Genomic DNA, 26255 nt, shown 5'->3' with positions numbered 1-26255 from the left:
GCCGTCAGCGGCGGGCGTCGGCGCCGGCCAGCAGCGCCCGCAGCTCCGCCGTCACCGCGCTGTCGTCCGTGCCGTCCAGCGCGGCGAGAGCGGTGCGCCACTCGTCGTACGCCCGCTCGTGCAGACCCCGGGCGTGCAGCAGCAGACCGTTCTGGTGGCGGGCGAGACCGCCGGTGTAGTGGTCGGCGCGGGCGTCCGCGCGGCGCATCAGTTCCGCGCACTCGCTCGCGGCGCGGTCCGTGAGACCGAGCTGACGCAGGGCGCGCACCAGGCCGAGCCGGGTCTGGGACTCGCCGTGCCAGTCGCCGCGGCAGCCGAGGATGCGCAGGCTCTCCTCGAAGTGCCGGGCGGCGGCGGCCGGTTCGCCGAGGCTGAGGTGGGCGTAGCCGATGTTGCAGTGCGCGGAGTGCTGCACGATGACCGCGCCGATCGAGACGCCGATCGACAGTGAGCGCCGGTGCTGTTCGATGGCGGCGCGCGGGTCGGTGTGCTCGTAGAGATTGCCGAGGTGGCTGTAGGTGACGGCCTCGCCGTGCGGGTCCCGCAGCTGCCGGGAGTAGGTGAGGCTCTGGCGCAGGGCGGCCTCGGACTCGGCGTACCGGCCGAGGCCTTCGAGGAGCAGGCCGCGGTTGTTCAGGCAGCGGCGGATCCAGGAGACGACGCCGAGGCGCCGCCAGATCTCCAGGGCGCGGTCGTTGAGGGCGAGGGCGTCGCCCTGGCGGCCGGTGAGGAAGTGCAGTCCGGCGAGGTCGCCGAGGGCGTACGCCTCCGCGGCGGGGTCGCCGAGGCGGCGGGCGGCGTCGAGCGCGGCGCCGCCCAGCACCTCCATCTCGGCGACGCGGCCGCTGCGCTGGACGTACGGGAAGAGGAGGCGGATGAGGGTGGAGACGTAGGCGGCGGTGCGGTGGTCGTGGGCGGGGTCGCCCGCGTGCCGCTCGACGAGGGTGACGATGTTCGGCAGTTCCAGGTCGCCCCAGGCGAAGGCCGCCTTCGCGGAGCGGAAGGGGGTGGTGGCGGCGACGTGGGCGGCGTGCTCGGGGGGCTGGGCGGCGGTCGGGCGGCGGCGGTCGTCCTGGTCCAGGCCGGGTTCGACGATGGCGGTGAGGGCGCGTTCGGCCACCGCCGCGTACCAGTGCAGGGCGGTCTCCACGGCACCGCTCGCCTCGGTGCTGGGGTCGTCGGCGCGGCCCGGCGCCGACGGGGTGCCGCCCGTGCCCGCACCCGTCCGAGGGAGTGCCCGCGCCTCGGCGTCGGCCTCCCCTTCGCTCACCGGTGCCGCCTCGCCCGGCTCTGCGCCGGTCTCCCCGCTGTCCGCCCCTTCGTGCTCCCCTCCCACGTCCGTTCCCGACGCGCCCGTGCCCGTCTGCTTCTCCGCCAGTTCCCTCGCGAAATCCCGTACCAGGTCGTGCGGCTCGTACCTGCCGTACGCCGTCTCCTCCAGCAGTGCCACGTCGACCAGGCGGTCCAGCGCGGCTTCCGCGCGGCGTTCGTCGGTGCCGGTGAGGCGGGCGAGGAGGGGGGCGCCGTAGGCGGGGAGGTCGAGGGCGCCGATGCGGCGCAGGGCGTGGGCGGCGTCGCGGTCGGCCTCGCGGGAGGACGCGGCGAGCGCGTCGTGGGCGACGGCGAGGGAGCTGCGCACGCTGAGGTCGTCGTACTCCAGGTGGTGCAGTCGGCTCCCGGTGGCGGCCAGCTGGTCGGCGAGGACGTCCGGGGTGAGGGCGGTGCGGGCGGCGAGCCGGGCGGCGACGACGCGCAGGGCGAGCGGGAGGCGGCCGGTGAGGTCGACGAGCGGGTGGGCGGCGTCGAGGCCGTCCCGGCCGGAGACCGCGCGCAGCAGTGCCGCGCTGTCCTCGCCGGTGAGCGGGGCGAGCGGGAAGCGGCGGGCGCCGTCGAGGGCGGTGAGCGGGGAGCGGCTGGTGACGATGACCGCGCAGCCGGGGCCGCCCGGCAGCAGGGGCCGGATCTGGGCGGCGTGGGCAGCGTCGTCGAGGACCAGGAGGGTGCGGGTGGGGGCGAGCAGGGAGCGCAGCAACGCGGCGGCGGCGTCGGGGTGCTCGGGGATGCGGCGGGGCTCGGCGCCGAGGTCCCGCAGCAGGGCGGCGAGGGCCTGGGGGGCGGTGAGGGGGGTCATGCCGGGGGTGGCGCCGTGCAGGTTGATGTAGAGCTGGCCGTCGGGGAAACGTTCCGCCAGAGTGTGGGCCGCGTGCAGGGCGAGGGCGCTCTTGCCCACCCCCGCCATCCCGCTGACCACGGCCACGGCACCGGGTTCCAGCAGCGCCCGGCACAGCTCGTCGCGGGCGGCGGTACGGCCGGTGAAGTGGGGCGGTGGCGGCGGGAGCTGCGCGGGGCGGGGGGCGGACAGAGCCGCCTCCGCGTCGGTCTCCGCCGCGGTGTCCGAGGGGGCCGGCTCGGCCGCGGGCTCGGTGCGCGGCAGCGCGCGCAGCACCTCCAGGTGCGCCTCCCGCACCGCCGGGCCGGGCTCCACGCCCAGCTCCTCCAGCAGCCGGGCGCGCAGGTCGCGGTGGACGGCCAGGGCTTCGGCACGGCGGTCGGTGCGGTGCAGGGCGAGCATCAGCTGGCGCTGGTAGGCCTCGCGCAGCGGGTGCTCGGCGGCCAGTTCCGCGAGCTCCGGCACCAGTTCGCCGAGCCGGTCCCCGCCGACGGCCAGCTCGGCGTCGTAGCGCCACTCCAGCAGGAGCAGCCGGGCCTCCTCGAGACGCTGGACGAAGGCGTAGCCGCCGAGCTCGGGCGGGAGGCCGCACAGCGGCGTGCCCCGCCACAGCGCGAGCGCGGCCCCGGCCTCGCGCACGACCCGCTCCCAGTCGTGGGCGGCGTGCGCGGTGCGCGCGGCGGTGGCATGGTGCTCGAAGACATGGACGTCCAGTTCGAACGGCTCGACCCGCAGCACATAGCCGGGCGGCACGGCGCGCAGCCGGTCGGGGTCGTCGAGCAGGCGGCGCAGCCGGGTGACGTGGTTGTGCAGGGAGGCGTGCGCGGAGGCGGGCGGCGCGCCGCCCCACAGGGCGTCCTTGAGGGAGCCGACCGGCACGACCCGGCCGGCCTCCAGCAGCAGCACGGCGAGCAGGGCGCGCGCTTTGGGACTGCGAATGGTGCGTACGAAGGTGCCCTGGGGGCCCTGGGCCGCACACGGCTGGTAGAGAACGGGCGGCCCCAGCAGTCCGAACCGCATCACACTCTGGCGCATTTCCGCCCTCATCACGACGGTTTCCCGCCACCCGCTCACTGCCGGTTCCCGGCGGGATCCGCTACCGTTCCGGCCGTCTCCCGGTGTCGGCCCGGTGGCCGGAGGGCGACTTCGCGCCAACCGCCGGGCAGGTCCCCGGAGAACCGTTGGCCACATGTTAGCGATCCGTTGGCGCGGTCTGATGTGATCACTTCATCGGAACCGGCCCGTCGGTGCGCGCGCGTGAACGCGTTGCTCGGGGGAGTGTCGCCGCCGCGGCCGGATCCGGGACGCCAGTGGGCCCCGGCCGTCAGAGGTGAACGACCGGGGCCCGCGTCGCGTCCCCCGCCGGGGCGAGGACACTACTGCCATGCGACTGCGCTGCGCCCTCCTCGACGACTTCCAGAACGCCGGCACCTCCGCCGCCGACTGGTCCCCCGTGGCCGACCGGGTCGACGTCGTCCCCTTCACCGAGCACTTCGACGGCGAGGACGAACTCGCCGCCGCTCTCGCCGGCTTCGACATCGTCGTGACCCTGCGCGAACGGGTCCCCTTCCCCGCGTCGCTGCTGGCGCGGCTGCCCCGGCTGAGGCTGATCGTCGCCACCGGCATGCGCAACACGGTGATCGACCACGCCGCCGCCCGGGCCCACGGCGTCACCGTCTGCGGCACCGAGAGCTCCTCGACCCCGCCGGTGGAACTGACCTGGGCGCTGATCCTCGGCCTGGCCCGCGGCCTGGTCCAGGAGAACACCGGCCTGCGCGAGGGCGGCCCCTGGCAGTCCACGGTCGGCGCCGACCTGCACGGACGCGTCCTCGGTCTGCTCGGCCTCGGCAAGATCGGCAGCCGGGTGGCGGCGATCGGGCAGGCCTTCGGCATGGACGTCGTCGCCTGGAGCCGCAACCTCACCGACGAACGCGCCGGCGAGGCCGGCGTGCGCCGGGCCGCGAGCAAGGAGGAGCTGCTGGCGCGGAGCGACGTCGTCTCCGTGCACCTGGTCCTCTCCGACCGCACCCGCGGCCTGCTCGGCGCCCCCGAACTCGCCCTGATGAAACCGGACGCCTTCCTGGTCAACACCTCCCGCGCGGCCATCGTCGACCAGGACGCCCTGCTCGCCGCGCTGCACGAGGGCCGGATCGCCGGGGCGGGCGTCGACGTGTTCGACGTCGAACCGCTGCCCGCCGGCCACCCGATGCGCACCGCCCCCCGCCTGCTGGCCACCCCGCACCTCGGCTACGTCACCCGCGCCAACTACGCCCGCTACTACGGGCAGGCGGTCGAGGACATCCGCGCCTACCTGGACGGCGAGCCGGTCCGGCTGCTCGGCTGAGGGGCCGCGGCCGGGTCGCGCTCGGCCAGGTGCCGCTCCCACCAGGCGCGGTTGTCCCGGTACCAGTCCACGGTCGCGGCCAGGCCCTCGGCGAAGGAGTGCCGGGGGCGCCAGCCCAGCTCGCGGCGGATCCGGCCGGAGTCGACCGAGTAGCGCAGGTCGTGGCCCTTGCGGTCGGGCACCCGCTCGATCCGCTCCGGGCCCGCGCCGAACGCGTCCAGCAGCAGCCGGGTCAGCCGCAGGTTGGTCAGCTCGGTACCCCCGCCGATGTTGTAGACCCGCCCGGCGCGGCCCGCCAGCAGCACCCGCAGCAGGGCCCGGCAGTGGTCCTCGACGTGCAGCCAGTCCCGCACGTTGCGGCCGTCGCCGTACAGCGGCACCCGGCCGCCGTCTAGGAGCAGGGTGGAGAAGCGCGGGATGAGCTTCTCCGGGTGCTGGTAGGGGCCGTAGTTGTTGGAGCAGCGGGTGACGCGGACGTCCAGGCCGTGGGTGTGGTGGTACGCCAGCGCCAGCAGGTCGGAGGAGGCCTTGGCGGCCGCGTACGGGGAGCGCGGCGCGGGCGGGCAGTCCTCCGTCCAGGAGCCCTCCGCGATCGAGCCGTAGACCTCGTCGGTGGAGACGTGCACCAGGGTGCGCCCGTGCCGCAGCACCGCGTCCAGCAGCACCTGGGTGCCCAGGACGTTGCTGGAGACGAACTCGCCCGCCCCGCCGATCGAGCGGTCGACGTGTGTCTCGGCGGCGAGGTGCACCACCGCGTCGTGCCCGCCCACCAGTTCCTCCACCAGCGGGCGGTCGCGGACGTCGCCGTACACGAAGTCGTACCGGGGGTCGCCGGCCACCGCGTCCAGCCGGGTGAGGTCCCCGGCGTAGGTGAGGGCGTCGAGCACGGTCACGGCGGTGGGGCGGGACCCGGGGTCCGGGCCCAGCAGGAGACGGACGAAGTGGGAGCCGATGAAGCCGGCTCCGCCGGTGACGAGGATGCGCACGGGTTTCCTGAGGGTCGGGGATCGGTGCGGTCGCGGGTCGGTGGGGGCAGGGGCAGGGCGTCGGGGGGAGGGCGTCGGAAGGGGCGTCGGGGGCGCGGGTCGGTGGCCCGGGGTCAGTGTCCGATGTGAACGCTGCTGTGGTCGCCGAGGACAAGCCGGTGGGCGGTGGACACATGATCGGTGCTGTGCACGCTCGCGTGCCGCCCGACGAGCGAGGCCTCGACCCGCCCGACCCCCGCTATCTCCGCGCGGCTCAGCACGATCGAGTCGGCCACCCCGCTCCGCACGACGCGGCAGCCCTCCGCCAGCGCGGTGTACGGCCCCACGCACGAGTCGACGACCTCCGCCCCCGCGCCGATCACCGCGGGCCCGACCACCCGGGACCGCACCACGCGGGCACCGGGCTCGACCCGCACCCGCCCGCTGATCACGCTGCCTGCGTCGACCGAGCCGCGCACCTCGGGGGTGAGGCCGTCGAGCACGGTGCGGTTGACGGCCAGCAGGTCGGCGGCGGTGCCGGTGTCCTTCCAGTACCCCTTCACCAGCGTCGGCCGGACCACGTGCCCCTGGTCGATCAGCCACTGCAGGGCGTCGGTGATCTCCAGCTCGCCCCGCGGGGACGGCTCGACGGCGCGTACGGCCTCGTGGATCGCCGGCGTGAACAGGTAGACGCCGACCACCGCGAGGTCGCTGCGCGGCTCGGCCGGCTTCTCCTCCAGCCGGGCCAGCCGCCCGTCGGGGCCCAGCTCGGCGACCCCGAACGCGGACGGGTCGGGCACCCGGGTCAGCAGCACACCGGCGTCGGGCCGGGCGGCGCGGAAGTCCGCCACGACCTCGTCGATGCCGCCGACCAGGAAGTTGTCGCCGAGGTAGAGCACGAAGTCGTCGTCGGCGAGGAAGTCGCGGGCGATCAGCACGGCGTGGGCGAGGCCGAGGGGACGCTCCTGCCGCAGGTAGGTGACCCGCGCGCCGAACCGGCCGCTGTCGCCGACCGCCTCCCGGATCTCGCGGTGGGTGTCCCCCACCACGATCCCGATCTCGGTCACCCCGGCCGCGACCAGCGCCTCCAGGCCGTAGAAGAGGATCGGCTTGTTGCCGACGGGGATCAGCTGCTTGGCCGCCGTGTGGGTGAGCGGACGCATCCGGCTGCCGGTGCCGCCGGCGAGGACGAGGGCTTTCATACGGTCCTTCAGGGAAGCGGGTGCGGGCGTACGCCGGTCGGGGCGGGCCCCGCGGTCAGTCCGGTACGGGCCTCGGCGGACGCGAGCCGCGCCCTGTTCCAGGTGTCCGTGCGGGTGTCGTCGATGCGCAGCTGCTGGTAGCCGACCGGTACGGCCTTGACGGCGGCCCAGCCCGACTCCCGCACGCCGAGGGGGAGCCGGTGCGTGAGGTCGACGATCAGCGGGTCGGCGCCGTCGGTGACCATGGCGCGGACGAGTTCGTCGGTGGAGACCCGCCGGGCGGCGGGGTCGCCGGGACCACCGGGACCGTCTTGGGCGAACGCGTCGGTCCAGGCGCGGACCCGCGCGTACCCCTCGGGGGAGGCCAGGAACCGCAGCCGGTCGTCGTCGTCCCGCACGGCACCGCCCGGCCACCGGTCGGCCCGCTCACGGGCGACCAGCGCGGCCGACCGGATCTGCAGCGCCTCCTGGAGCGCGCCGAGCAGGCGGCGGGCGGGGTCGTCGGAGGCCTTGCAGCCGAGGGTGGCGAGCGGGTGGGGCCCGGCCTCGTCGACGACGACGCCGATCGCGCAGGCCACGCCCGGTACGCCGGTGGGCACTTCCGCGAGGACGGCTTCCAGACCGGCCTGGGCGGCGCGGCGCAGGAGCCGGGTCAGCGTGCGGTCGGTGCCCGGGTCGGCCACCCGGACCGGGCGCAGGTCGCGCTCCCACGCCACCTGGAAGGCGTCCCGCTCCACCGTCTCCAGCAGGGCCGAACGCACGGCCGCCGTCCAGCCCTCGCCCGCCGCCGCGCCGGACGGCGACGGGTCGAAGCCGTCCGCGTCGGGGCCGGTCAGCGGGTAGTCGACCAGGGCGCTCGGCACCAGCACGGTGGCCCCGTCGCGCAGCCGCGTCGCCGGGTACCAGGTCAGTTCGCGGTCCGTCGCGGCGCCCAGGGCCACGTCCGGGCCGTGGAAGCGCTGTGCGCGCGAGCCCAGCCCGGCCGCCGTCGCCCGGACCGCCCCGGCGGGCGCCGGGCCGTCGGGGTGCAGCGCGTACCGTTCGACCGCCTCACCCACGCCGCGCAGCATCGCGTCCGTACTGGAGTGCCCGTGCGCCCCGGCCAGCCGTGCGCTCAGCACGCCGCCCGCCCGGTCCGGTTCGGCCCGCGCCAGCTCGACCGTGCACCGCCACAGCAGGTCGGCCGGGGGTGCGGGCGGACTGATCCGCGACAGCGTGACCAGCCCGGCGCTCGGCTCCAGGGCGGGGAGGACATCGATCATGGGTGGGCTCCCGGGGGCGGTCGGGTGAAGGGGCCGGGTCAGGAAGGCGGGGGGACGGCGGTCGGCGGTCGGCGGACGATCGCGGGGCCGACGGCGGTCGGCAGTCGGCAGTCGGTCGCGGCGACGGTCGGCGGTCGACAGACGGCGGTCGGCGGTCGGCGGTCGGCGGTCGGCGGTCGGCAGACGGTCGCGGCGACGGTCGGCGGTCGGCGGTCGGCGGTCGGCGCACCGCACACGGCTGACGGTCGCAGCGGCGGCGGACGCCGGCCACCCGAAGCAACCACGGCGGACGCCGAACCCTCCAAGCAACCGCAGCCGACGCCGGCCGCTCACAGGAACGGCAGCCGCGGCACCCGCCCACCGACCGCCGCGTCCAGTACGGCGAGCACGCCCGCCCCGCCGGTCGCGAAGTCCGTCGAGACGCGCAGGTTCTCCCGGCCGAGGAAGGCGGGCCGGCCGTCGTGCGGGACGACGTGCAGGCCGAAGGGGTCGAGGAGGCCCTGGGGGTCGCCCGCGGCGCCCAGCCCCAGCCGTACCGCGAGCACTCCGGCACGCCCGTGGAACACCCCGGCCTGCGGGGCGAAGTGGCCCTCCGTCAAGGCCATTACGGCGTCCCGCGCGGCGGTGAAGTCCGGGTCCTCGCGGTGCCGCAGCCAGGCCTGGAGGACCAGTGCCGTGCCGCCGCTGCCCGTGGAGATCAGCGGCAGCCGTCCCACCGACTCCGCGCCGAAGCGGCCCTCCTCCGAGGACCAGCCGAGCGCCGCGAGGTCGGCGCGCAGGGCGGTCCCGGCGCGGTCGAGGAGCGCCGGGTCCCCGGTCCGCTCGTACAGCCGTATGAGGAACAGGGCGGTGCCGGAGGCTCCGTGCAGGAGGCCGGGAGGCCGGCCGGTGTCGGGCGTTGGCGTGATCGTCTCGGCGAGGCGGACGGCCGCCTCCAGGTGGGTGTCGCCGAAGTGCAGGGCGGTGAGGCCGAGGCCGGACACGCCGTCGAGCAGGCCGCCGCGGCGGGGCCGTACCGTCTCGTCGAGGGCGCGGTCCACGAGCCGCCGGGCGGTGTCGGCGCGGCCGAGGCGGTCGAGGGCGTACGCGATGCCGGCGAGCCCGGTCCAGAAGCCGGGCTGCGGCTCGTTCAGCTCCAGCGCGGCCTTGGTCAGCCAGTCGGTGTGGTCCTCCGGGACCGGCACCCCGGCCTCCGCGAGCGCCCAGAGCACACCCGCCGCGCCGTACGCGAAGCCCACCCCGCCCTCGGGGGCGAAGAACTGCTCGGCGTCGCCGGGGAAGAGCCGGTCAGTACGGTCGGGGGTGGCCGTACCGGCGATGCCCTCGGCGAGCGCGTCCCGCAGCCGCGGCCATTCCGCCGGGTCGCCGTGCCAGACGCCCGGGGACGGCTCCCCCGGCGTCTCCGGCAGCCCCAGGTCCCGCCGTACCGCCTCCGCGAAGTCCGCCGGCACCGGGAACCGCCCCCGGATCAGTTCCAGCGCCTCCGTCACCTTCTCCGGTCCCCACGGCAGCACCGCCGCGACCGGCGCGAACAGCGCGAGCCGCAGGCAGCCGAGCGCGTACCGGTCGACGGCGGCCCCGCGTACGCCCTCCGGCGCGGCGAAGCCGACCGCCGCCATGGTCTGCGCGGCGTCCGCGTCGACCGCGCTGGCGGTCTCGAAGTCGATGAACCGGACCGTGCCGTCGTCAAGGACGAGGACGTTGCCGGGGTGGAGGTCGCCGAAGACGACGCCGCGGCCGTGCATCGCTGTGACGCCCCGGTCGATCTGCTCCAGCACGTCCAGCGCCCACGCCGCGTACTCCGCGCGGGCCTGCGCGGAGGTCTCGCCGAGCAGCAGCGGGTTGCGCCGGAGCGTCTCCTTGGACAGCGAGCGGCCCTCGACGTACTCCCGCACCAGGAAGTAGTGCTCGTGCCCGATGCGGTAGTCGACCAGCCGGGGGATGCAGTCCAGCCCGTCCAGCCGCCGCAGCGCCCAGTGCTCGCGTTCGTGCCGGGCGACGGCGTCGCGGCCGTCGCCGTCCAGTCCGGCCAGCGGCCGTGCCTCGCGCAGCAGGACGTCGGCGCCGGTGCGGGTGTCGACGCCCCGGTAGACGCCGCCGCCGTTGGAGAAGTGCAGGGCCTGGGTGACCCGGTACGGGAAGTCCTTGAGGGTGCCCGCGTTGCGGGCGGCCAGCGACTCGGCGAGGCAGTCGGGCAGCGTCACCCACTCCGGCGGGCGGAAGCCGGGGCCGCGCCGGTCGGGGACGAGGCGGCCGTCGGGGTCCTCGACGCAGTACACCTGCTCGCCGGTGTCGGTGCGGGCGGTGCGCAGGGCGAAGCCGCCGTAGCGGACGTACAGCGGGCCGGGGCCCCAGCGCAGGTCGCTGAGGATGTACGGGCCGGGCTGTCCTTCGAGCAGGCCGCCGAGTTCGCGCAGGATCTTCTCGAACCGCGCCTCGTCGGCGGGGTAGAGGGTGACGAACTTGCCGCTCGCGCTGCGGTCGCCGTACTTGCCGTTGCGCCGCCGCAGCACCGGCAGGCTCCGGATGAACTTGAACATCACGCGCTCGGCGACGCAGTACTTCACGACCGTGTCGAGGATCGCGGGCGCGCTGTCCGGGGTGGCCGAGGCGTGGATCTTCCAGCCCTGGAGGGGGATCTCGACGCCGTCCGGCGCCCACTGCACCCACTCGCCGCCGACCTTGCGGCTCCAGCCGGCCGGCAGGGCGTCACGCACCGGCCCGAAGTCGTCCGCCGGGTCGGGGGCGGAGGCCGGTGCGTCGAAGAAGGGCGTGCCCGGTGGGCAGAAGTGCAGATGCCGAACGATGTCCATTGCTCATCCCCGTCGGTGTTCCATCAGGTGTCAGCGCCAGACCGGCGCGACGTAGGAGAGGTACAGCCACTCCCCCAGCGGCCGTTCCCCCGCGTCCACCCGGGCCAGGCCCGCGTGGTCGTCCGTGCCGCCGTCGAACGCCAGCGGCACCTCGTACGCCGGTACCGGCAGCTCGTCGCCCTCGCGCACCGGCACGAACGCCGACAGCGGCGCGGTGCCGGGCTTCGCCCCGCCGGTCACGGTGGCCGTGCCGAGGTCCGTGCGCAGCACCAGCCCGCGGCGCTGCAGGGTGACGGCGGCGCCCTCGCGGACGGCGGCCCGGTCGGCGGCGTCCGACAGCACCAGCCGGGTGCGGCCGTCCTCGGAGACGAACCCGCCGGTGATCGTGTACGGCACGGTGACGAAGGCCAGCGCGGCGCCGAGCCCCGCCGCCGCGACGGCGCCCGCGAGCAGCAGCCGCCAGATCCGGGCGCCCCCCTTGCGGGCCTCGCGGACCAGCAGGGAGGCGCCCTTGCCGGCCCGGTAGCCGAGGTAGGCCAGCGCGGCGAGGACCACGGAGGCACCGATCACGCCGAGCCCGGTGAGGATGTCCAGCCACAGGGTGAGGGCCAGCCCGATCAGGTAGAGCGGGAAGACCATGCAGGCCAGGCCGAACGCCGGGGCCCAGCGCAGCGCGGGCAGCTCCCGTTCGTAGCGCCGGCCGCCGAACAGCACCCGCGCCACCAGGCGGCGCGCGTCGGTCATCGCGCGGTCCCGCAGGTGCGAGGTGTCGAGGTGGCTCATCAGCGCCAGGTAGCCGTCGAGCTTCACGAACGGCAGCAGGTTGAGGACGCCGGTGACGTACGTGGAGACCGCGAAGACGGTCAGTCCGGCGCGCAGCGTGGGCGCGCCGCCCGCGAGGCCGGTGGCGAGCGCCGCGAAGGCGGCCGTGCCGGCGACCACCGCCTGGGTGACGATCCCGGCGAGCGCCACCCGCACCCGCTGCTCGCGGTGCGGCAGCCGCCAGCCGTCGGAGACGTCGCAGAAGAAGGCGGGGGTCAGGTAGAAGAGCATCACGCCCATGCGGCTGGGGCGTCCGCCGTAGTACGTGAGGACCGCGCCGTGGCCGATCTCGTGCAGGGCGGTCGTCACGGTGGAGCCGAGCGAGACGCCGAGCAGCACGGCCAGCGGCAGCGGCTCGCCCAGCGCGCCGGCGAGGGCGGGGCCCTGCGCGACGAGCGCGAGCAGGCCGCCGAGGGCGAGGACGGCGGCGACGACCGCGCCGGCCCGGTTCGCGAGCCGGTCGACCAGCGGGGCGAGGGCGTTCAGCAGCCGCTCCGGCTTCAGCAGGGTCAGCTGGAAGGTGAGCGGCGGCACGAACTTGAACCAGGTGCCGCTGTGCCGTTTGCGGCTGCCGTCGTCCAGCAGGCCCTTCTCGCCGAGGCTCGCCACCGCCCGGCCGACGGCCTGCTCGGTCCACGGCGGGCCGAGCTCCGCCACCAGACCGGCGTGGCCGCGCTCGCCGTCGAGCACCTGCAGCAGCCGGGCCAGGTCGGCGCCGACCCGCAGGTACTGCTGGCTGCCGCGCTGCACCACCCAGGGCGCGCCGGTGGCCAGCGGGGCGTGGACGCGGACGTCGGGGGCGAGGCGGGGGCGGGTGAGGTGGTCGGCCGGGGCGGGGGCGGGGCTCCGCCGCCTCTCCAACAGCTGGAGCGCGCGCATCAGTTCAGGTCCCGCCGGGTGAACAGCCGCCGCCCCACGAACCCGGCGAGCGCCAGCCACACTCCGATGACCAGCAAGGCGACCGGGACGGAGAGCAGTTCGGGCTTGCCGTCGCGGTAGACGGAGCTCATGGCGATGGTCATGGTGAACCGGCCGGCGTCCGGCACGAGCCGCAGCAGCGACTCGTCGACGAGCAGCGTCAGCACCAGCAGGGTGCCGACGGCGGCGACCTGGTTGCGCAGCACCCAGCCGAGCAGCACGCCCCAGGGGGCGCCGAGCACGGTCACGGTGAACACGCCGAGGAGGGTGAGGGTGGTGTCCCCCGACCATTCGGGGGACTCGCCGATGCCGGGCAGGAAGACGTACGGGCTGGCGGCGGCGAGGCCGGCGGCCAGGGCGGCGTACAGCACGCCCATCGCGGTGCCGACGATCAGCTTGGCCGCGAACAGCCGGTCGCGGGTGCCGCCGAGCAGCACCGAGCGGTGGATGGCGCCGGAGCCGAACTCGCGGGTGACGAGGACGGCGCCGAACAGGGCGGAGAAGAGCAGCAGCATGAACCAGGAGCGGACCATCTCGTCGGTGACGGCGACGAGGTCGGTCTGCCGGTCGGCGAGCTGCTCCTCCGCCTGGGCCGCGTAGCCGCTGCTCGCGAGGACGGACAGGAAGACGCCGCACAGCGGCAGCAGCCACCAGGCGGAGCCGGTCCAGGCCTTGCGCCACTCGGCGGCGATGACGTTACGCATGGACGACTGCTCCGTTCCCGCCGCCGGCTCCGGTGCCCACGAGCTCGAAGAAACGATCCTCCAGGGCGTGCTTCCCGTCCTCGGTCAGCTCGGCCAGCGTCCCGCTGTAGCGCAGGGTGCGCTGGAGGACGACCACGTCGTCGACCGTCTGCTCGACCTCGGCCAGCAGATGGCTGGACAGCAGGATCGTGCGGCCCTGGTCGGCGAGCGACCGCAGGAAGGTCCGCAGCCAGCGGATGCCGTCCGGGTCCAGGCCGTTCGCCGGCTCGTCGAGGACCAGCAGCTCGGGGTCGGCGAGCAGCGCGGCGGCCATCGCGTGCCGCTGCCGCATACCGGTCGAGTAGCCCTTGATCTTCTTGTCGGCGGCCCCGGTCAGGCCGGTCTGCTCCAGCACCTCGTCCACGCGCGAGGCGGGAAGCTCCAGCATCCGCGCCCAGATGGACAGCTCCCGCCGCCCGGTGACGCCGGGCAGCGTTCCGATGCCGTCCATGCTGACGCCCACCCGGCGCTCGGCGCCGGGGAGTTCGGCGTACGGCCGCCCGAACACGGTGGCCCGGCCCGAGGTCGGCCGGGTCAGTCCGAGCAGCATGCGCAGCGAGGTGGTCTTGCCCGCGCCGTTGCGGCCGAGGAGACCGACGATCCGGCCGGGACGGACCTCGAAGGACACGTCCTCGACGGCCGCCGTGTCACCGAACCGCTTCGTCACGCCGTCGAAGCGGGCAACGGCCGTGTCGGTCACCGTCCGCCTCCCGAACGGGCGTTGAGCCCGATGCGCAGCAGCACGGCGATCAGGGCGGCGGCACAGAAGACGGTCAGCCCGTCGGCGGCCCAGCCGTCGAGCGACACCTGACTGACGGCGATGCCCGCCACGAGGACCGGGATGACCAGCGCGAGCTTCGCGTTGGCCGCGCGCCAGGACTCGTTTTCCGACATGTGATTCCTTTCATCGTGGCGGACACATGGGCACCGGCCCCGGAAGGTCATGAGTCGACCGGGGCCGGCACTCCGCAAGCGGAACAAATTTCAACTACGTACGCTCATCGGAAAGTTGTCCGGGAAATTCGCTCGCGGGATCCTACAGTGCGCCGGAGCGCACCCCTCCGGTCGACGGATCAGGTCGCGGAGATCGCGGAGGCCACGCCGCCGTAGACCGCGCTGACGGCCACGGAGACGGAGACGCCCTCCTTGAAGTTGCTCCAGAAACCGGGGGCCTCCATGGCCTCCAGCTCCTGCATGCCCAGCTCCAGGGCCGGCATGTCGTCGAGCGAGAACGGAGCCTTGGTGTCCTGCATGGAACACCTCCTTCTCATGTCGTTCGGTGAAATGTGATCGATTCCGGATCAGGTCGCGCTGATCGCGGTGGCGACGACGGAGTACGTCACCGCGCCACCGACACCGGCGCCGCTGATGTAGCCGGTCACCGACCACCAGCCCGGGGCCTCCAGGGCCTCCAGCTCCTGCATTCCGAGTTCGAGCGCGAATTCGTCCTGCTCACGAACCTCGACAGAGTGCAGCATTTCTTCTCCCCCTTTCATGGTCATTTTTCTTTTGTGCATCCGTGTTTCCGTGGGCCGACCGGTCAGGCCGTGACCGGAAACCCGGAAGTCTGTGTGCGCTCGACGAGCCGCGCGATGTCCGCGCCGCGGAACGCGCCGAGCATCGGCAGCCCCGAACCCCAGGCCCGGACGCTGCGCCGCGCGACCTCCTCGGCCACGCCGGGCGCCACGATCCGCCGCCCGACGCCCCAGCCGTCGATCAGCGCCGCGATCCCGTCCGCCGGATCCCCCGGCAGCCGCGGATCGGTCGCCCGCAGCCGTTCCCACAGCGCGTGCAGGCGGCGCGCGGAGCCCCAGCGGGCGTCCCCGTCGGCGACCGCCCGCCACAGCGGCGGCAGCAGCGCGGCGACGGCGGTCATCTTCCGCACCCCGCACACCGAGGCGAGCTCGTTGGCCACGTACCAGCCGCGGCAGCAGTACGGCTCCCGCCCCAGCACGCTCCAGCCCTGGTGGCTGAGCCCGCTCAGCTTGGCGATCTCGGTGCGCAGCGCGGCGTCCGGCGCCCGGCCCGCCGCGTACGCGTCGCGCGCCGCGTTGCCGTACCGCACCGCCGCCTCCGCCATGGCCACCGCCAGCGCGTCCTCCGTCGGCAGGTCCCGGTGGTCGCCGACATACAGCCCGGCGACCCGGAACAGCACCTCCAGCACGCCCTCGGCGACGAGTTCGCGCGGCAGCGTCGCGGTCGCCGCCGGGTCCAGCAGGGCCACGTCCGGCTGGAGGGCGTTGCCCAGCACCAGCCGCTTGCCGCCGTCCCGCGCCAGGCAGGCGACCGGGCTCAGCTCGGTGCCGGTGCCCAGGGTCGTGGGCACCGCCACCAGCCGTGCCGTGCGCCGCAGATCGTGCGGCAGCGCGGTCAGCCCGCCGCGCTGGGCCACCGCCAGGCGGGCGCGGGCCGCCGGGTCGCCCAGCAGCGCGGCCAGCTTGGCCCGGTCGAGCAGCGAGCCCCCGCCCACGCCGACCACCAGGTCGGTGCCGGCCAGCCGGTCGGCGAGCGCGACGGCGGACGCCAGGTCGCCGGTGCCGGCGACCGTCAGCACCCGGTCGGTGCGGCCGGCCTTGGCGATCTGGGCGCGGACCAGCGCGGTGATCTCGCCGTGCGCGACCGCCGGGTCCGCGAGGACGGTCACCGTGCGGACGTCCGGCTGCTCGGCCAGCCACACGGACAGTCCCTCGTGGCCGGCGATCAGCATGGTCGGGCAGTGCCAGCCGAGGCTCATACGGCGGCCCCCGCGGTCGCCACGTACGCGGCGATGCCGTCGGCGACCCGGCACATCAGCTCGTCCAGCTCCGCGTCCGAGTAGGTCAGGGCGGGGATGAGCTGGATGCCGGACGGGCCCGGGTGGACGACCGCGCCGGCCTCCCGGATCGCCGCGACCAGCTCCGGCACCCGCGGCGCGGGCAGCGGCGTGCCGTCCGGCCCGGACAGCCGGACCGACCGGAACAGGCCGGTGCCGGTGGTGCCGGTGACCGCGGGCTCCTCGGCGACCAGCCGGTCCAGCGCGGTGTCGAGCCGGGCGGCGAGCCGGCGGCCCGCCGCGATCGCGTCCAGCCTGCGTGTCTCCTCGACGGTGGCGAGGATCGCCGCGCACGTGGCGGGCGTGCCGGCCTGGGTCTCGGCGTGGGTGAGCACGGCCCCGGCGGTGTCGAAGGCGTCCGCCACCGGCCGCGCGGCCACCACGGCGGCCGCCGCGCAGGTGCCGTTGGTGAGCCCCTTGGAGACGATCACCAGGTCGGGCGGCGCGGGCCAGCCCTGCGAGGCGAGGAACGTGCCGGTCCGCCCGAACCCGGTCGCGACCTCGTCGGCGACCAGCAGGAATCCGTGCTCGTCCCGCAGCCGCAGCAGCTCGGCCACGTACTCGGCGGTGAGCGGTACGGCGCCGGAGCCCAGCACCGGCTCCACCACCACGGCCGCGATCCGCGCGCCCTGGCGGTCCATCAGGGTGGCCAGTTCGCCGAGGTCGTTCGGTGTGACGTGACGGATCTGCCGCTGGTCCACGCCGTACAGCTGCTGGCCCAGGTCCTCGCCGGTCAGGGCGAGAGAGCCGTAGGTCAGACCGTGGTAGCCGCCGCGCAGGCCCACCACCAGGGTGCGGCGGGTCTCGCCGCGCAGCGCCTGGTAGTGCCGGGCCAGCTTCATGACGAGGTCGTTCGCCGCGCCGCCCGAGGTGGAGAACAGGACCCTGCCGTACGTCTCGGCGCCGCACAGCTCCACCAGTGCCTCGGCGGCCCGGCGCGCGTAGTCGTTCTCGTACCGGAACACGCTCAGGTACGAGGCCTTCAGCAGCGCCTCGTGGACGGCGGCGGCGACGGCCTCGTTGCCGTAGCCGAGGTTGGTGTTCCACAGTCCGCTGGTGCCGCACAGCCGGGTGCGGCCGTCGGCGAAGGTCAGCCGGACGCCGGAGGCGGCGACCGCGCACAGGTCGGGACGGCCGTGGTCGGCGGGGGCGAGCAGCGACGGCCACAGGGCGTTGCTCATGCGGTGCCCACCTCCAGCAGCACCTCGCGGTGCCGGGGTCCCCCGCCCGGCAGGGCGTGCCGGGCGCGGACGACGAGTCCGGCGCCGGTCAGCTCGGCCGCCAGCAGGTCGGCGGAGACGACCCGGACCGTGGAGACGCAGACGTCGACGGGGCCCTCGGCGGGCGGGTCGGCGGGCAGGACGGTGACCGTGCGGGTGGCCGCGGCGGGCGGCCAGTGCTCGACCATGCGGTAGCGGCGGCCGGTGGCGCCGGTGACGGCGAACTCGGTCTCGGGGTCGGCGACCTCCCCGGGAGCCGGGTCGATCACCGACACCAGGAAGGAACCGCCGGGCAGCAGATGCTCCCCGACCGCCCGGTACAGGCCCGCCCGCCCGTGCTCGTCCAGCAGCGACACCGACGTCGTGCCCAGCACGATCGCGCCGAACCGCCGCCCGAGCGCGAAGCGGCTCATGTCGGCCCGCACCGGCAGGCACCGCTCGCGCAGTCGCGCGGGCGCCTCGGCGAGGCGGTCGGTGAGCAGGCGCAGCATGCCCGGGGACAGTTCCAGGGCGGTGACCTCGCGGCCGGTGGCGAGCAGCGGGAACGTCAGCCGGCCTGATCCCGCGGCCAGTTCCAGCACCGGGCCCTTGGTACGGCGGACCAGGTGCAGGATCTCCCGCAGTTCGGAGGTGTCGGCGGCGCACAGGTCGTCGTAGACGCCGGAGCCGGTGTCGTCGTACAGGTCGTGGAGGCGGGCGCGGCCGCCGAGTTCCCTGACGAACTCGCCCGCCCGGCCCGGCACCTCCAGGGTGGTCGTCACGCCGGGGTCACCGCCCGGAGCCGTACACCGGCGGCGGTCAGCAGCCGCTCGGCGCGCAGCAGCCCGTCCCGGTCGGCGTACCCGGCGGCCGCGTCGACGGAGCCGCACACCAGCAGCGCCTCGAGCAGCGCGCCGGCCGCGTGGTCGACGCGGAAGGTGCGACGGTCCCCGGCGAGGTGCACGTACGCGGCGTCGTCGGTCCACAGCAGCAGCGGTACGCCGGTGTCGTCGCCGTCCGGCAGCCCGGCCAGGGCGGGCGACAGCCGGCCGCCGAAGCCGGAGACGCGGATGTCGGCGATGCCCCTCGCGTGCAGTTCGCGCAGCGCGTCGACGGCCGCGAGGTAGCGGCCCAGCCAGGGCCGGCCGGCGGCCGCGGCCTGGCCCGCCGCCGCGGGCACGGCCCGGCCGAGGGCGACCGCGCAGGGGTGGACGGCGTCCTCGCTGAGCCGCCGCCACCGGGCGTCCAGCGCGTCGAGGCCGTCGGCGATCGTGCCGAGCGGGGCGCCCCACGGGGAGACGGCGGCCGTGCCGTCCGCGTCCACGTAGAGCCGGGTGCGCGGGCCGTCCTCCGCCGGGCCGGCGCCGAGCGCGGCGAGGTCGGCGAGCTGGACGGCGGGGCTGGTGACGTGGGTCGGGAAGGTGCCGTCGGCGCGGGCGCGGTCCGCGTCGTCGAGGAAGGCGTCGAGGTCGGCCTGCTCCACGACCCGGACGAGGGTGGCGCCGATCACCGACATGTAGCCGGCGCTGGCGTAGTCCTGGGTCTGGAGGAAGAACTCGTCGTCGACGGAGAGGTCGCCGCCGGGCTCGGCCAGGGAGCCCTCGTAGCCGACGACACCGGCGACGCCGGCGACGTCCTCGCGGGACTCACCGGGGCTCAGCACCAGGGTGGAGCCGCCGACGAGATCGGAGGCGAGAAGCGCGTCGAGATGCTCCGCGTCCTCCAGGACGACGGTGAGCGAGCCCTTCCCGGCGGGTGTTTCCAGCGGCTGGACCCGACCGGTTCCCCAGGAACTGAGGTGCTTCTTCACACTCGATATCCGAGTGGCAGCCATATGCGTTCTCCCCCTTGTCACGCGGCCGCGGCCAGCAGTTTCCTGAGATCGGCCATGGCCGCCTGCGGGCCGTACAGGTTGTACACGCCGGTCAGATTGAGGATCACCTCGTCGACGCCGATCTCCCGATAGGCGTCGAGTTCCGCCCGGATCTCCTCCAGGCCGCCGTAGAGAAATGCCTTTCCATGCAGCATGGTTTTCGCGTCGGCGACCGAGGCGTCTCCGGCGAGTTCGATTCCCGCCTTTTTCAGCATGTCGATGTAGTGCGGCGCCTGCATATGTGCCGCATTGCTCGCCAGCACCAGTTTCTCCGGGTCCCGGTCGGGTCCGGCGAGCGCCAGCGGCACCATCGCGGTCAGCCGCGGCGTCGGTCGCCCGGCCCGCGAGGCGCCCTCGCGCAGCGCCGGGAAGATCACGTCCCGCAGATAGCCGGCCGGGGTCAGCCAGGTGATGCCGACGTCGGCGACCTCGCCCGCGAGCCGGGCCATGCCCGCCCGCAGCACCCCCAGACCGAGGTCGACGCGGGGGTGGATCGCGGGCGGCATCGCCCCGTGGCAGGAGAAGTACTCGCCGTCGAAGTCGACCGCGCCCTGCTCCAGCAGGCCCCGCACGATGGTCAGATACTCCCGCGAAGCGGTCAGCGGACTGGCGTACGGCCTGCTCAGGACGCTCTCCTGGAACTGCCGGCCGCCCGGTCCGAACCCCGCGACCACCGGCTCCCCGGTGGCCAGGGCCAGCGAGCGCACCTGGTGCGCGGCCTCGTAGGGGTGGCGCAGCGCCATCAGGGTGACGCCCACGCCGGTCGGCACCCGGAAGCCCGCGCCGGCCGCCGAGGCGAAGCCCTGGAACGGCTCGATCAGCATGGCCTGGCCCTGCCAGAGCCGCCGCGCGGCCGTCCACTCGACCAGCGCCGCGTACGGCAGCAGCTGTTCCGGCCTGCGCGGCAGAAACGGCACGAGCACCGAATACGCGGTCATCAAATCCCCCGTGAAGCCATTCCGTTGTCTTTACCCGGAGGCTACCCATCCATTACCGATGGTCAGTCAGAATGGATTTCGCTCGGCGGCCTCCCGGCAGGGAAGACGGTAACCCGGCCCTCCAGGTTCCAACCCCCGCCCTGAGGAGAGTCTTCTCCCCCGTCGCAGGACGGGGATTCCCCGCACCACAAAGGGATTCCTGGACAGACTTCCGGCCCCGCACCTTTTATGTACGGGTGATTTCCTTCCCAGGCCCGCCTTCGGCTTCGGCTTCGACTTCGGCGAATCTAGGCGCGCCCCGCCATGTGCCGGCCCGCGTGAATGACCGCGACCAGTTGCGACCGGTCCCGGCAGCCCAGCTTGCGCAGCACGTTCGACACATGGAACTTCACGGTGCTGAGTTCGACGGTCAGTTCCTCGGCTATCTCGAGATTCGACAGACCCTCCGCGACCAGCAGGGCGACATCCCGCTCCCGGCCGGTGAGCCCGCCCTCGCCCAGCACCTGGGCCGACCGCTGCCGCGGAGCGCGCGGCGCGCCGCCGCCCAGGACGTACGGCACCAGCTCCGGCGACAGCCAGCCGCGCCCGTGCAGCACCTCCCGCACGGCGGAGACGAAGCCGTGATCGGGGTCGTCCCGGTCGACGACGCCCACCACCCGGGCCGGTCGGCGGGCCTGCCAGAACGGATCGTCCAAGCCGCTGACCAGCGCGATCAGCGGAACACCGGCCTTCGTGTCAGGCGCCGCGGCGGTCGGCAGGACGGCGGAGTCCACCACGGCGGCGTCCACGCGGGCGCTCTCGCCGAGCGGGGACGTCCCGTCCCAGAGGAACACTTCCCAGCCGGAGGCGGCGAGCGCCTGGCTCACCCGTCTCCGCAGCGAAGGAGAACTGATGGCGACGACGACTCGACGCATGACATGACTCCCCGTTAAGTCAACTCGCGGGGAGGCTCGGGCTTGTGGCCCCGTCCGGGGCGATGGTCGGTCGCCCGGCATTTCCCCGCAATGTCCGTGCAGTTGGAGGGGAACGTAACACACGCCTCCGTTTGCGTTCGCCGACCGGCCACCCGCGCCCAACCCCCCGGTCACCCCATCCGGACACGGCCCTCGCGGGCCGGTTCACCGCCGCTCGCCCGGCGCTCACAGATGTTCCCAGACGCAAAGAGGAGCCGCGTTGCCGCACACGACGGTGATCTGCCCCGCCTACAACCGGGGCCGGGCCATCGTGCCCACCCTCGAATCGGTGTGCCGCCAGACCATGACGGACTGGGAGCTGATCGTGGTGTCCGACGCGAGCAGCGACGACACCGACGACCGGGTGCGCGAGGTGGCCGCACGCGACCGCCGGGTCCGGCTGCTGCGCACCCCCCGCTTCGGCTCCCAGTCCGGCCCGACCAACCTCGCGCTGGCCGAGGCGTCCGGCGCGTACATCGCCTACCTCGACCACGACGACCTGTGGGAGCCCGGCCATCTGCGGCTGCTCGCCGAGGCGTTCGACGCGGGCGCCGAGTTCGTGGCGACCCGCACGGTCGACGTCGACGCGACCGGCGCCGTGCACGCCGTCACCCCGGCTCTCGCCATGGTCTGGCATCCCGAACTCCAGCTGATGAGTCCCCTGTTCGAGAACTCCTGCGCCGGACACGTCGCCGGGCTCGCGCAACGCGTCGGCGGCTGGCGGGAGTCGGCGGTCGGCCTGGAGGACTGGGACCTGTGGCTGCGGTTCGCCGACGCGGGCGTCCGCTGCACCACCCACCTCGACAAGACCGTCCGTGTGCTGCAGGACCCCGGCACCCGCCAGCACAGCATGCCCTGCGACCACCGGCACGAGATCGCCCGCTTCGACAGCGTGCTCGCGGCCCGCGCGGCCCTGCGCACCCTGTGCGACCCCGCCCTCGCCGCCGCCGAGCGGGAGGCGACCAGGAAGGACGTCGTGCACTGGTACACCGCGCTCGCCGAACGCGGCGAACTCGTCTTCCCGCACGGCTGGCAGGGCGGCGCGGACGCCCTGCCGGCCGCCGTCGACGCGCAGCTGCGCGGCTCCGCCGACAAGTGGCGCGGCCTGGTCGTCGAACGGCACGCGGACCACGTCTCGCTCAGCCAGCTGCTGCCCACCATGACCGCCGAACACGCCGCCCGCTACTCGGCGTTCTTCCGCCGGACCATGCGGCACCAGCAGGACTTCCTGTGCGAGGTGCTGCCCGAGGGGAGCGTGGTCCGGTGAGTCTCGACGCGTTCCACGCCACCCTGGCGGCCACTCGGGAGCGTGTGCACACGCACACACGGCCGATTCCCCTGGATGCCCTGGACGACTGGCGCACCGACCCGGACACCGGCGCGCTACGGCACCGCAGCGGACGCTTCTTCAGCATCGAGGGCGTGCGCGTCCGGCTCGGCGACCGCGACTGGCAGCAGCCGATCATCGTGCAGCCCGAGGTCGGCATCCTGGGCCTGCTCGCCCAGCGGACCGGCGGGGTGCGCCGCTTCCTCGTCCAGCTCAAGCCGGAACCCGGCAACCGCAACGGCGTCCAGATCTCCCCCACCGTCCAGGCCACCCGCAGCAACTACACCGGCGTCCACCTCGGCTCGGCCGTGCCCTACCTGTCGTACTTCCGCGACGCCGCCCGGCACCGGGTGCTGCTCGACGTCCGGCAGTCCGAGCACGCCTCCTGCTTCCTCGGCAAACGCAACCGCAACATGGTCGTGGAGACCACCGACGACATCGCCGTGCGCCCCGGCTTCTGCTGGCTGACCCGCGCCGAACTGGACGCGCTGCTCGGCGAGGACGACCTGGTCAACATGGACACGCGGTCGGTGCTGGCGTGCCTGCCGGACGAGAACCCCGTCACGGACCGGCCCGCGCACCCGCTGCCCGAGCTGCTCCGCTGGATCACCGACGTCCGCAGCCTCACCGAGGTCACCGTCGAACGCCGTCCGCTGCACGGCCTGGCCGGCTGGCGGCGCGACCGCGACCGGATCTCCCACGACGAGGGGCGCCTCTTCGACGTCATAGGCGTCCAGGTCGAGGCGGCCGGCCGCGAGGTCGCGCGCTGGAGCCAGCCGATGCTCGCCCCGCGCGGCCCCGGTCTGGTCGGCCTCCTCGTCACCCGTGTCGAGGGCACCCCGCACGCCCTGGTCCGGCTGCGCGCCGAACCCGGCTGCGCGGACGTCGCCGAACTCGCGCCGACCGTGCAGCACGCGATCGGCGACCCGGTCGAGCCGTCACCGCTCCTGGACGAGGTGCTGGGCGCCGCCCCGGACACCGTGCTGTTCGACGCGATGCTCTCCGACGAGGGCGGCCGCTTCCATCACTCCAGCAACCGCCACCTGATCGTCGAGACGCCGGACGCGCGCCCCGAACCCCCCGGTTTCCGCTGGCTGAGCCTCGGCCAGCTCACCGAACTGCTCCGCCACAGCTTCTACGTGAACATGCACACCCGTAGCCTGCTGGCGTGCCTGCGCGCGGTGGAGGCGGGGCGCGGGGGGCTCGCCGGGGTCGGGGCCGCGACCGGGGTGGGGGCCGCGACCGCAACCGGGGCCGGGGCCGGGGCCGTGTCCGGGGGAGCCGCCGTATGAGACCGCTGATCACCGTGCTCGGCGCGTCCGGCTTCATCGGCTCCTCCGTGGTCGCCGCCCTCGCCGGGCGCGGGGCGCGGGTGCGGCCGGTGGGACGCCGGCAGGCGGACCTGAGCGTCCCCGGCGCCCTCGCGGCCGCCGTCACCGGCTCGGACGTGATCGTCCACCTGGTCGCCCACACCGCGGGCACCGGCAACTGGCGGAACCCGGAGGCGGACCCGCGCGCCCGGCACCTCAACGAGGGCCTGGCCCGGGAACTCGTCGACGTCGTACGGGCGCAGCGGCGCGACCGGCCGCCCGTGGTCCTGTTCGCCGGTACGGCCCACTCCGCCGACAGCGCCTACGCCCGCCAGAAGCTGGCCGCCGAGCAGACCCTGTGCGCGGCCACCGAGGACGGCGTGCTCATAGCCGTACCCCTCCGCCTCACCACCGTCTTCGGCGTGGGCCGCGACCGGGGCGTCGTGTCGACGATGATCCGCCGGGCGCTCGCCGGCGAGCCCCTGACCATGTGGCACGACGGCAGCGTCGAACGCGACCTGCTGTACGTCACGGACGCGGCCGCCGCCTTCACCGCCGCGCTCGACCACGCCGACGCCCTCGCCGGCCGCCCCTGGACGGTGGGCGGCGGCACCGGCGTCCCCCTCGGGGACGTGCTGCACGCGATCGCCGAACGGGTCTCCCACCACACCGGCCGCCCCCCGGTCCCGGTCGTCCGGGTCGACCCGCCCGCCTACGCGACGGCCGCCGACTTCCGCCACGTCCGCGCGGACGTCGCCCCGTTCTCCGCGCGCACCGGCTGGCACCCGGCGACGGACCTGCGCACCGCCCTGGACCACACCATCGCGCAGCTGAAGAACGAGCAGCTGAAGAACGAGCGGCTTGAGAACGAGCAGCCGAAGAAGACCGAGAAGGAACCGTCATGACGATGTACGTCTGGGACTACCTCCGCGAGTACGAGGCCGAACGCACGGACCTGCTGGACGCCGTGGACACGGTGTTCCGCTCCCGGCGCCTGGTGCTCGGCCCGAGTGTGCGCGGCTTCGAGGAGGAGTTCGCGGCGTACCACGGCACCGCGCACTGCGTCGGCGTCGACAACGGCACCAACGCGGTGAAGCTCGCCCTCCAGGCCCTCGGCGTGGGCCCCGGCGACGAGGTGATCACGGTGTCCAACACCGCCGCGCCGACCGTGGTGGCCATCGACGCGGTGGGCGCGACCCCCGTCTTCGTCGACGTCCGCGTGGACGACCACCTCATGGACACCACCCTGGTCGCCGACGCGATCACCGACCGCACCCGCTGCCTGCTCCCCGTCCACCTCTACGGCCAGTGCGTGGACATGGACCCCCTGACGGCGGTGGCCGAGGCGCACGGGCTGCCCGTCCTCGAGGACTGCGCGCAGGCCCACGGGGCCCGCCGGCACGGCCGCCTCGCGGGCACGTTCGGACGGGCGGCGGCCTTCTCCTTCTACCCGACGAAGGTGCTGGGCGCGTACGGCGACGCCGGCGCGGTCCTGACGTCCGACCCCGGCGTCGACGGGGCCCTGCGCCGGTCGCGCTACTACGGCATGGCTGAGCAGTACCACGTCGTCGAGACCCCCGGCCACAACAGCCGCCTCGACGAGGTGCAGGCGGAGATCCTGCGCCGCAAGCTGACCCGCCTGGACGGGTACGTCGAGGCCCGCCGCCGCGTGGCCCGCCGCTACGAGAAGGCGCTGGCCGACGCCCCCGGCCTGACCCTGCCCCGCACCACCCCCGGCAACGAGCACGTCTACTACGTCTACGTCGTACGCCACCCCCACCGCGACGACGTCCTGCGGCTCATGGCGGAACGCGGCATCTCCCTGAACATCAGCTACCGCTGGCCGGTGCACACCATGACCGGCTTCGCCCACCTCGGCGTCCCGCGCGGCTCCCTGCCGGTCACGGAGCGGCTGGCCGACGAGATCTTCTCGCTGCCCATGTACCCGTCCCTCACGGGCGCGGACCAGGACCGGGTGATCGGCGAACTCCTCGACGTCCTGGGGAAGCTGTGAGGACACGCGAGCTGGCGGTGCGCGGGGTACTGGAGTTCACCCCGCAGGTGTTCCCGGACGAGCGGGGCACGTTCACCTCGCAGTTCCAGCTGCCGCACTTCGAGTCGGCGGTGGGAACCGGCTTGTTCCCGGTGGCCCAGGCCAGCCACAGCGTCTCCCGCCGCGACGTCGTCCGCGGCGTCCACTTCACGACCGGCACGCCGGGCACCGCCAAGTACGTCTGCTGCCCGCACGGCGAGGTGCTGGACATCGTCGTCGACCTGCGCGTCGGCTCGCCGACCTTCGGCGCCCGGGACTCCGTCCGGCTCGACCAGCGGACCTCCCGCGCGCTGTACATCCCCGAGGGCGTCGGCCACGCCTTCGTCTCGCTGCGCGACGGCAGCGTGATGTCGTACCTGCTCTCCCAGGGCTACGACGCGGAACGCGAACTGGCCGTCTCGGTCCACGACCCGGCGCTGGCACTCCCCCTCCCCCCGAACCCGATCCTCTCGGACCGCGACCGCCGGGCGATGACGCTGGCGGAGGCGGAGGAGGCGGGCGTACTGCCCCGCTTCCAGGAATCCCTCGATCACTCAGGACGCTGAACTGCG

The 26255-nt window shown here is 74.5% G+C and carries 23 protein-coding genes; 6 read left to right on the top strand and 17 right to left on the bottom strand.

What is annotated here, in order from left to right; translation table 11 throughout:
• Positions 1 to 4: 4 nt before the first annotated feature.
• On the bottom strand, positions 5 to 3205 hold the full coding sequence (locus AMK31_RS27120) for an AfsR/SARP family transcriptional regulator (RefSeq protein WP_073943273.1): 3201 nt from the start codon (positions 3203 to 3205) through the stop codon (positions 5 to 7).
• Between the two features lie 349 nt (positions 3206 to 3554).
• Here AMK31_RS27120 and AMK31_RS27115 point away from each other — a divergent pair, with 349 nt between their 5' ends.
• A complete protein-coding gene (locus tag AMK31_RS27115; protein ID WP_073943272.1) occupies positions 3555 to 4514 on the top strand; it encodes a D-2-hydroxyacid dehydrogenase family protein in 960 nt (319 codons plus the stop codon).
• On the opposite strand, the gene rfbB is transcribed toward AMK31_RS27115, so the two are convergent.
• The 16 genes from rfbB to AMK31_RS27040 all read right to left on the bottom strand — a co-directional run bounded on the left by rfbB (position 4478) and on the right by AMK31_RS27040 (position 20975).
• Complete coding sequence (gene rfbB / locus AMK31_RS27110; protein ID WP_073943271.1) at positions 4478 to 5500, bottom strand: dTDP-glucose 4,6-dehydratase; 1023 nt, start codon at positions 5498 to 5500, stop codon at positions 4478 to 4480. The genes AMK31_RS27115 and rfbB overlap by 37 nt on opposite strands.
• 113 nt (positions 5501 to 5613) lie before the next feature.
• Positions 5614 to 6681 (bottom strand): glucose-1-phosphate thymidylyltransferase, encoded by a 1068-nt coding sequence (locus tag AMK31_RS27105; RefSeq protein ID WP_073943270.1) that lies wholly within the window; start codon positions 6679 to 6681, stop codon positions 5614 to 5616.
• A gap of 8 nt (positions 6682 to 6689) precedes the next feature.
• Positions 6690 to 7943 carry a YcaO-like family protein gene (locus tag AMK31_RS27100; RefSeq protein ID WP_073943269.1) on the bottom strand — a complete coding sequence of 418 codons (1254 nt, stop codon included), beginning with the start codon at positions 7941 to 7943 and terminating at the stop codon, positions 6690 to 6692.
• 329 nt (positions 7944 to 8272) lie between these two features.
• Positions 8273 to 10756 (bottom strand): class III lanthionine synthetase LanKC, encoded by a 2484-nt coding sequence (gene lanKC / locus AMK31_RS27095; protein WP_073943268.1) that lies wholly within the window; start codon positions 10754 to 10756, stop codon positions 8273 to 8275.
• Positions 10757 to 10786: 30 nt separating this feature from the next.
• A complete protein-coding gene (gene mpaP / locus AMK31_RS27090; protein WP_073943267.1) occupies positions 10787 to 12457 on the bottom strand; it encodes a daptide biosynthesis intramembrane metalloprotease in 1671 nt (556 codons plus the stop codon).
• On the bottom strand, positions 12457 to 13200 hold the full coding sequence (locus AMK31_RS27085) for an ABC transporter permease (protein WP_073943266.1): 744 nt from the start codon (positions 13198 to 13200) through the stop codon (positions 12457 to 12459). Before AMK31_RS27085 ends, mpaP begins: the two co-directional genes overlap by 1 nt.
• Positions 13193 to 13939, bottom strand: coding sequence for an ABC transporter ATP-binding protein (locus AMK31_RS27080; RefSeq protein ID WP_073943265.1), 747 nt, complete (start codon positions 13937 to 13939; stop codon positions 13193 to 13195). Before AMK31_RS27080 ends, AMK31_RS27085 begins: the two co-directional genes overlap by 8 nt.
• A complete protein-coding gene (locus AMK31_RS27075) occupies positions 13936 to 14133 on the bottom strand; it encodes a hypothetical protein (protein ID WP_073943264.1) in 198 nt (65 codons plus the stop codon). Before AMK31_RS27075 ends, AMK31_RS27080 begins: the two co-directional genes overlap by 4 nt.
• Before the next feature lie 179 nt (positions 14134 to 14312).
• The gene (locus tag AMK31_RS27070; protein WP_073943263.1) at positions 14313 to 14492 is read right to left on the bottom strand and encodes a daptide-type RiPP; all 180 of its coding nucleotides are present in this window, start codon (positions 14490 to 14492) and stop codon (positions 14313 to 14315) included.
• Between the two features lie 48 nt (positions 14493 to 14540).
• Positions 14541 to 14717, bottom strand: a complete 177-nt coding sequence (locus tag AMK31_RS40740) for a daptide-type RiPP (protein WP_158074555.1) — start codon at positions 14715 to 14717, stop codon at positions 14541 to 14543.
• Positions 14718 to 14779: 62 nt separating this feature from the next.
• Entirely contained in the window at positions 14780 to 15973 is a 1194-nt protein-coding gene (gene mpaC / locus AMK31_RS27065; protein WP_079186942.1) for a daptide-type RiPP biosynthesis dehydogenase, read from the bottom strand.
• Positions 15970 to 17232: a daptide-type RiPP biosynthesis aminotransferase gene (gene mpaD, locus AMK31_RS27060; protein ID WP_073943261.1), complete on the bottom strand. Its 1263-nt coding sequence runs from the start codon at positions 17230 to 17232 to the stop codon at positions 15970 to 15972. Before mpaD ends, mpaC begins: the two co-directional genes overlap by 4 nt.
• The gene (gene mpaM, locus AMK31_RS27055; protein WP_079186941.1) at positions 17229 to 18032 is read right to left on the bottom strand and encodes a daptide-type RiPP biosynthesis methyltransferase; all 804 of its coding nucleotides are present in this window, start codon (positions 18030 to 18032) and stop codon (positions 17229 to 17231) included. Before mpaM ends, mpaD begins: the two co-directional genes overlap by 4 nt.
• Complete coding sequence (mpaB, locus tag AMK31_RS40735) at positions 18029 to 19084, bottom strand: daptide biosynthesis RiPP recognition protein (protein ID WP_073943260.1); 1056 nt, start codon at positions 19082 to 19084, stop codon at positions 18029 to 18031. The genes mpaM and mpaB overlap by 4 nt, the downstream gene beginning before the upstream one ends.
• 17 nt (positions 19085 to 19101) lie before the next feature.
• Positions 19102 to 20061, bottom strand: a complete 960-nt coding sequence (locus AMK31_RS27045) for an LLM class flavin-dependent oxidoreductase (protein WP_073943259.1) — start codon at positions 20059 to 20061, stop codon at positions 19102 to 19104.
• Positions 20062 to 20348: 287 nt separating this feature from the next.
• Entirely contained in the window at positions 20349 to 20975 is a 627-nt protein-coding gene (locus AMK31_RS27040; RefSeq protein WP_158074554.1) for a helix-turn-helix transcriptional regulator, read from the bottom strand.
• Between the two features lie 259 nt (positions 20976 to 21234).
• Here AMK31_RS27040 and AMK31_RS41700 point away from each other — a divergent pair, with 259 nt between their 5' ends.
• Genes AMK31_RS41700 through AMK31_RS27015 form a run of 5 tightly spaced genes read left to right on the top strand, consistent with a single transcriptional unit; the run spans position 21235 to position 26249 of the window.
• The gene (locus AMK31_RS41700) at positions 21235 to 22281 is read left to right on the top strand and encodes a glycosyltransferase (protein WP_073943257.1); all 1047 of its coding nucleotides are present in this window, start codon (positions 21235 to 21237) and stop codon (positions 22279 to 22281) included.
• On the top strand, positions 22278 to 23633 hold the full coding sequence (locus tag AMK31_RS27030) for an NDP-hexose 2,3-dehydratase family protein (RefSeq protein ID WP_073943256.1): 1356 nt from the start codon (positions 22278 to 22280) through the stop codon (positions 23631 to 23633). Before AMK31_RS41700 ends, AMK31_RS27030 begins: the two co-directional genes overlap by 4 nt.
• Positions 23630 to 24556, top strand: coding sequence for an NAD-dependent epimerase/dehydratase family protein (locus AMK31_RS27025; RefSeq protein ID WP_073943255.1), 927 nt, complete (start codon positions 23630 to 23632; stop codon positions 24554 to 24556). The genes AMK31_RS27030 and AMK31_RS27025 overlap by 4 nt, the downstream gene beginning before the upstream one ends.
• Positions 24553 to 25665, top strand: a complete 1113-nt coding sequence (locus tag AMK31_RS27020; protein ID WP_073943254.1) for a DegT/DnrJ/EryC1/StrS family aminotransferase — start codon at positions 24553 to 24555, stop codon at positions 25663 to 25665. Before AMK31_RS27025 ends, AMK31_RS27020 begins: the two co-directional genes overlap by 4 nt.
• The gene (locus AMK31_RS27015) at positions 25662 to 26249 is read left to right on the top strand and encodes a dTDP-4-dehydrorhamnose 3,5-epimerase family protein (protein ID WP_073943253.1); all 588 of its coding nucleotides are present in this window, start codon (positions 25662 to 25664) and stop codon (positions 26247 to 26249) included. Before AMK31_RS27020 ends, AMK31_RS27015 begins: the two co-directional genes overlap by 4 nt.
• The last annotated feature ends 6 nt before the right edge of the window (positions 26250 to 26255 follow it).

Source organism: Streptomyces sp. TSRI0107, from assembly GCF_001905845.1.
Taxonomy (GTDB): Bacteria; Actinomycetota; Actinomycetes; order Streptomycetales; family Streptomycetaceae; genus Streptomyces.
Note: the sequence above shows the minus strand (reverse complement) of the source record. Positions and strands in the feature narration are given on the sequence as shown.

What these genes read in the sequence shown, in the direction of transcription:
- AMK31_RS27120 (WP_073943273.1), bottom strand. Translation starts at nt 3,205, where the DNA reads ATGCGCCAGAGTGTGATGCGGTTCGGACTGCTGGGGCCGCCCGTTCTC.
- AMK31_RS27115 (WP_073943272.1), top strand. Translation starts at nt 3,555, where the DNA reads ATGCGACTGCGCTGCGCCCTCCTCGACGACTTCCAGAACGCCGGCACC.
- AMK31_RS27105 (WP_073943270.1), bottom strand. Translation starts at nt 6,681, where the DNA reads ATGAAAGCCCTCGTCCTCGCCGGCGGCACCGGCAGCCGGATGCGTCCG.
- AMK31_RS27100 (WP_073943269.1), bottom strand. Translation starts at nt 7,943, where the DNA reads ATGATCGATGTCCTCCCCGCCCTGGAGCCGAGCGCCGGGCTGGTCACG.
- lanKC (WP_073943268.1), bottom strand. Translation starts at nt 10,756, where the DNA reads ATGGACATCGTTCGGCATCTGCACTTCTGCCCACCGGGCACGCCCTTC.
- mpaP (WP_073943267.1), bottom strand. Translation starts at nt 12,457, where the DNA reads ATGCGCGCGCTCCAGCTGTTGGAGAGGCGGCGGAGCCCCGCCCCCGCC.
- AMK31_RS27085 (WP_073943266.1), bottom strand. Translation starts at nt 13,200, where the DNA reads ATGCGTAACGTCATCGCCGCCGAGTGGCGCAAGGCCTGGACCGGCTCC.
- AMK31_RS27075 (WP_073943264.1), bottom strand. Translation starts at nt 14,133, where the DNA reads ATGTCGGAAAACGAGTCCTGGCGCGCGGCCAACGCGAAGCTCGCGCTG.
- AMK31_RS27070 (WP_073943263.1), bottom strand. Translation starts at nt 14,492, where the DNA reads ATGCAGGACACCAAGGCTCCGTTCTCGCTCGACGACATGCCGGCCCTG.
- AMK31_RS40740 (WP_158074555.1), bottom strand. Translation starts at nt 14,717, where the DNA reads ATGCTGCACTCTGTCGAGGTTCGTGAGCAGGACGAATTCGCGCTCGAA.
- mpaC (WP_079186942.1), bottom strand. Translation starts at nt 15,973, where the DNA reads ATGAGCCTCGGCTGGCACTGCCCGACCATGCTGATCGCCGGCCACGAG.
- mpaD (WP_073943261.1), bottom strand. Translation starts at nt 17,232, where the DNA reads ATGAGCAACGCCCTGTGGCCGTCGCTGCTCGCCCCCGCCGACCACGGC.
- mpaB (WP_073943260.1), bottom strand. Translation starts at nt 19,084, where the DNA reads ATGGCTGCCACTCGGATATCGAGTGTGAAGAAGCACCTCAGTTCCTGG.
- AMK31_RS27045 (WP_073943259.1), bottom strand. Translation starts at nt 20,061, where the DNA reads ATGACCGCGTATTCGGTGCTCGTGCCGTTTCTGCCGCGCAGGCCGGAA.
- AMK31_RS27040 (WP_158074554.1), bottom strand. Translation starts at nt 20,975, where the DNA reads ATGCGTCGAGTCGTCGTCGCCATCAGTTCTCCTTCGCTGCGGAGACGG.
- AMK31_RS27025 (WP_073943255.1), top strand. Translation starts at nt 23,630, where the DNA reads ATGAGACCGCTGATCACCGTGCTCGGCGCGTCCGGCTTCATCGGCTCC.
- AMK31_RS27020 (WP_073943254.1), top strand. Translation starts at nt 24,553, where the DNA reads ATGACGATGTACGTCTGGGACTACCTCCGCGAGTACGAGGCCGAACGC.